The sequence below is a fragment of the Streptomyces sp. NPDC004561 genome (assembly GCF_053602155.1).
Window position 1 is genome coordinate 1 of the sequence record NZ_JBSGDB010000683.1, and the last position, 3621, is coordinate 3621.

Genomic DNA, 3621 nt, shown 5'->3' on the forward strand with positions numbered 1-3621 from the left:
GGACGAACAGCGGGACGCCGAGGGCGTCCGCGGTGACCCGGGCGTCGTCGGTGTAACCGGCGAGGCAGAGACAGAGGCAGTCCGCGGACTCCGTCATCGCCGTCAGCCACAGGCACTCCACGTCCCGCGGCCCGTACGGGCGCACGGTCGGTTCCACCGTGGCGAGCAGTCCGCGGGCGGCGAGCCCGACGCCGCTCGGCGGCCGCTGGTCGGCGCGGCGTATGTCCTGGTAGCCGAGCCAGCGCAGATACAGCGCAGCGGCGGTGACCGCGTCGCGAGCCGTGCGGATGGCGCGCGGCTGGAAGGCGGGCCGCTGCCGCGCGGCCCCGGGCGGAGCCGGCCGCGGTCGCGCCGCCGGCCCGTCCGCCACCGCGACCCGCAGGACCGTGCCGCACGGACAGCCCAGTTCCGGGTGCGGCCAGTGGGCCACGTTCCCGCAGCCGGCGCACGCCACGGCGATCCACTCGTCGTCCCAGGACCGGTGCTCCGCCACGGCCGGCGCGCCCGCGGGATCCAGCCGCGGCGCGGTGGGCGCGCCGCACACGCACGGATACACCGGCGCGGCGAAGACGTGCTCGCGCCGGCAGGCCGGACAGCGCACCGGCACGCTCTCGGGCATGGCCCCCCACTCCCAGGCGTCTGCGTCGGGACAGCCCACCCATGGTGCTCCACGCGTACCGCGCCTGTCCGGCGCTTGCGCGGTGTCCTGGCCTCTCTTGACGGCGTTCGCGCGCCCCCCTACATTGCTTCCAGATAGTAGAAGTTAATTTCTGCTATGCGGAAGTCGATCTGGAGACTGTGCTCACCGCGGGGCGCGACGGGAGTACGCATCCGAGAAGCCGGAGCAGGAGTACTCGATGGCTCGTATGACCGCTGCCCGCGCGGCAGTTGAGATCCTCAAGCGCGAGGGCGTCACCGACGCCTTCGGGGTGCCGGGCGCGGCGATCAACCCCTTCTACAAGGCCCTCAAGGAGGGCGGCGGCATCAACCACACCCTCGCCCGTCACGTCGAGGGCGCCTCGCACATGGCCGAGGGCTACACCCGGACCAGGCCGGGGAACATCGGCGTCTGCATCGGCACGTCCGGCCCGGCCGGCACCGACATGATCACCGGCCTGTACTCGGCCATCGGCGACTCCGTCCCGATCCTGTGCATCACCGGCCAGGCCCCCACCAGCGTGATCCACAAAGAGGACTTCCAGGCCGTCGACATCGCCTCGATCGCCAAGCCGGTCACGAAGATGGCGGTGACCGTCCTGGAGGCCGCGCAGGTCCCCGGCGTCTTCCAGCAGGCCTTCCACCTGATGCGCTCCGGCCGCCCGGGCCCGGTCCTGATCGACCTGCCCATCGACGTCCAGTTGACCGAGATCGAGTTCGACCCGGAGACGTACGAGCCGCTGCCGGTCTACAGGCCGGCCGCGACCCGCGCCCAGATCGAGAAGGCGATCTCCTTCCTCCTCGCCGCCGAGCGCCCGGTCATCGTCGCCGGCGGCGGCGTCATCGGCGCCGACGCCTGCGACCTGCTGGTGGAGTTCGCCGAGCTGACCCGGACCCCGGTGATCCCGACCCTGATGGGCTGGGGCGCGCTGGCCGACGACCACGAGCTGAACGCCGGCATGGTCGGCGTCCAGACCTCGCACCGCTACGGCAACGCCACCTTCCTGGAGTCGGACTTCGTCCTCGGCATCGGCAACCGCTGGGCCAACCGCCACACCGGCTACAAGCTCGACGTCTACCGCGGGGACCGCAAGTTCGTCCACGTCGACATCGAGCCCACCCAGATCGGCAAGATCTTCCCGCCGGACTACGGGGTCGTCTCCGACGCCAGGGCCGCGCTGGAGCTGTTCATCGAGGTCGCGAAGGAACTGAAGGCGGCCGGCAGGCTGCCCGACCGCGCCGACTGGGTCGCCTCCACCCAGGAGCGCAGGGCCACGCTGCTGCGCCGTACGCACTTCGACAACGTGCCGATGAAGCCGCAGCGCGTGTACGAGGAGATGAACAAGGCCTTCGGCCCGGACACCCGGTACGTCACCACCATCGGCCTCTCCCAGATCGCCGGCGCGCAGATGCTGCACGTCTACAAGCCGCGCCACTGGATCAACTGCGGCCAGGCCGGCCCGCTCGGCTGGACCATCCCGGCCGCGATCGGCGTCGCCAAGGCCGACCCGGACTCCCCGGTCGTCGCCCTCTCCGGCGACTACGACTTCCAGTTCATGATCGAGGAGCTGGCGGTCGCCGCGCAGCACCGGATCCCCTACGTCCACGTCCTGGTGAACAACGCCTACCTGGGCCTGATCCGGCAGGCGCAGATCGGCCTGGACATCGACTTCCAGGTCAACCTGGAGTTCGAGAACATCAACGCGCCCGAGATCGGCGTCTACGGCGTGGACCACGTCAAGGTCGCCGAGGGCCTGGGCTGCAAGGCCATCCGGGTCACCGAGCCCGAGCAGCTGGGCGCCGCCTTCGAGCAGGCGAAGAAGCTGGCCGCCGAGTACCGGGTGCCGGTCGTCGTCGAGGCGATCCTGGAGCGGATCACCAACATCTCGATGAGCCGCACCATGGACATCAGCGACATCTCCGAGTTCGAGGACCTGGCCACCGAGCCGGGCCACGCGCCGACGTCGGTCAAGCCGCTGAAGGTCTGACCCTCCCGGCACACCAAGGGCGGCCCGTCCCCGTGGACGGGCCGCCCTTCCGTGTCCCCCGTGGTGCGCATCCCCCCGCTGTGTCTCCCGTCGCGGGTCCCGCCGCCCCCGTGCCGGCGGGTCCCGTGTGCACGTAATCTGCCCTGCCGCGGGGCGGTTCGAAGCGTCCGCTCCGTTCTTCAGAGCTTCATTTGAGGATGGCGTAGCCCGGCTACGGACACTGCCGTACACCAGGCCGCTACAGTTCGTGCTCCGACAGTCCCGGCCAGTCGTCGGGCCCGCCGCCCTGCCACTCGATGAGATCGGTGTCCTCGACCTCGATCCGGTCCAGATCGGCCAGCCGCAGGATCTCCACGACGTCGTCCAGATGCGATGCGATCCCCAGCGTCACCTCGCCCTCGGTGACCCGCCGCGAGCCGTCCAGGGCCGGTGAGTGAACCACGATGTGCGGATACTGCGTCGGATTGCCCATGTGTTCAGAGTCCTGCGGATACGACGGCCCCGCACGCCGGGACCCGGACGGCACGAAGATCGCCCTCTTCCGGCAGGCTCGGAGTGCTTGGGCGCCTGCATCTCCGCCGACGGGGTCATCCGGGAGCCGGGTGCGGTGGCCAGTGCTCAAATCCGGCTTCTCTGCCTTACTGGCACACCGCGTCCCGGGGCAGTGTTCAGTACTGCTCGGTCTCCATGAAGCCCGTGTTCCCGTTGTCGTCCGCGTCGAATGCGGCGGCGGTCGGGTCGAATCCGGGCGGGCTGTCCTTGAGGGCCAGGCCCAGGCCGGCCAGCTTCGCCTTGACCTCGTCGATGGACTTCGCACCGAAGTTGCGGATGTCCAGCAGGTCGGCCTCGGAGCGCGCCAGGAGCTCACCCACGGAGTGGACGCCCTCACGCTTGAGGCAGTTGTAGGAGCGGACCGTGAGCTCCAGCTCCTCGATCGGCAGCGCGAGGTCGGCGGCCAGGGCGGCGTCCGTGGGGG

The 3621-nt window shown here is 70.5% G+C and carries 4 protein-coding genes; 1 reads left to right on the forward strand and 3 read right to left on the reverse strand.

Translation table 11 applies throughout. The annotated features are described in order from the left end of the window. Window positions 1-619 (reverse strand): hypothetical protein (locus ACWEN3_RS43495; RefSeq protein WP_452983385.1); only part of this gene is annotated, 619 nt, incomplete at its 3' end. Window positions 620-857: 238 nt separating this feature from the next. On the opposite strand from ACWEN3_RS43495, the gene gcl reads away from it, so the two are divergent. Continuing rightward, window positions 858-2645 carry a glyoxylate carboligase gene (gene gcl, locus ACWEN3_RS43500; protein WP_452983388.1) on the forward strand — a complete coding sequence of 596 codons (1788 nt, stop codon included), beginning with the start codon at window positions 858-860 and terminating at the stop codon, window positions 2643-2645. Window positions 2646-2883: 238 nt separating this feature from the next. Here the strand turns inward: gcl and ACWEN3_RS43505 are convergent, their stop codons facing one another. Together ACWEN3_RS43505 and ACWEN3_RS43510 are read right to left on the reverse strand one after the other, a co-directional pair. Continuing rightward, on the reverse strand, window positions 2884-3117 hold the full coding sequence (locus ACWEN3_RS43505; protein ID WP_452983391.1) for a hypothetical protein: 234 nt from the start codon (window positions 3115-3117) through the stop codon (window positions 2884-2886). Window positions 3118-3313: 196 nt separating this feature from the next. Beyond that, a partial coding sequence (locus ACWEN3_RS43510) for a DNA-directed RNA polymerase subunit alpha C-terminal domain-containing protein (RefSeq protein WP_391324034.1) occupies window positions 3314-3621 on the reverse strand: 308 nt, incomplete at its 5' end.

Coding starts and splice junctions, on each gene's coding strand:
- ACWEN3_RS43505 (WP_452983391.1), bottom strand. CDS start 3,117: ATGGGCAATCCGACGCAGTATCCGCACATCGTGGTTCACTCACCGGCC.
- gcl (WP_452983388.1), top strand. CDS start 858: ATGGCTCGTATGACCGCTGCCCGCGCGGCAGTTGAGATCCTCAAGCGC.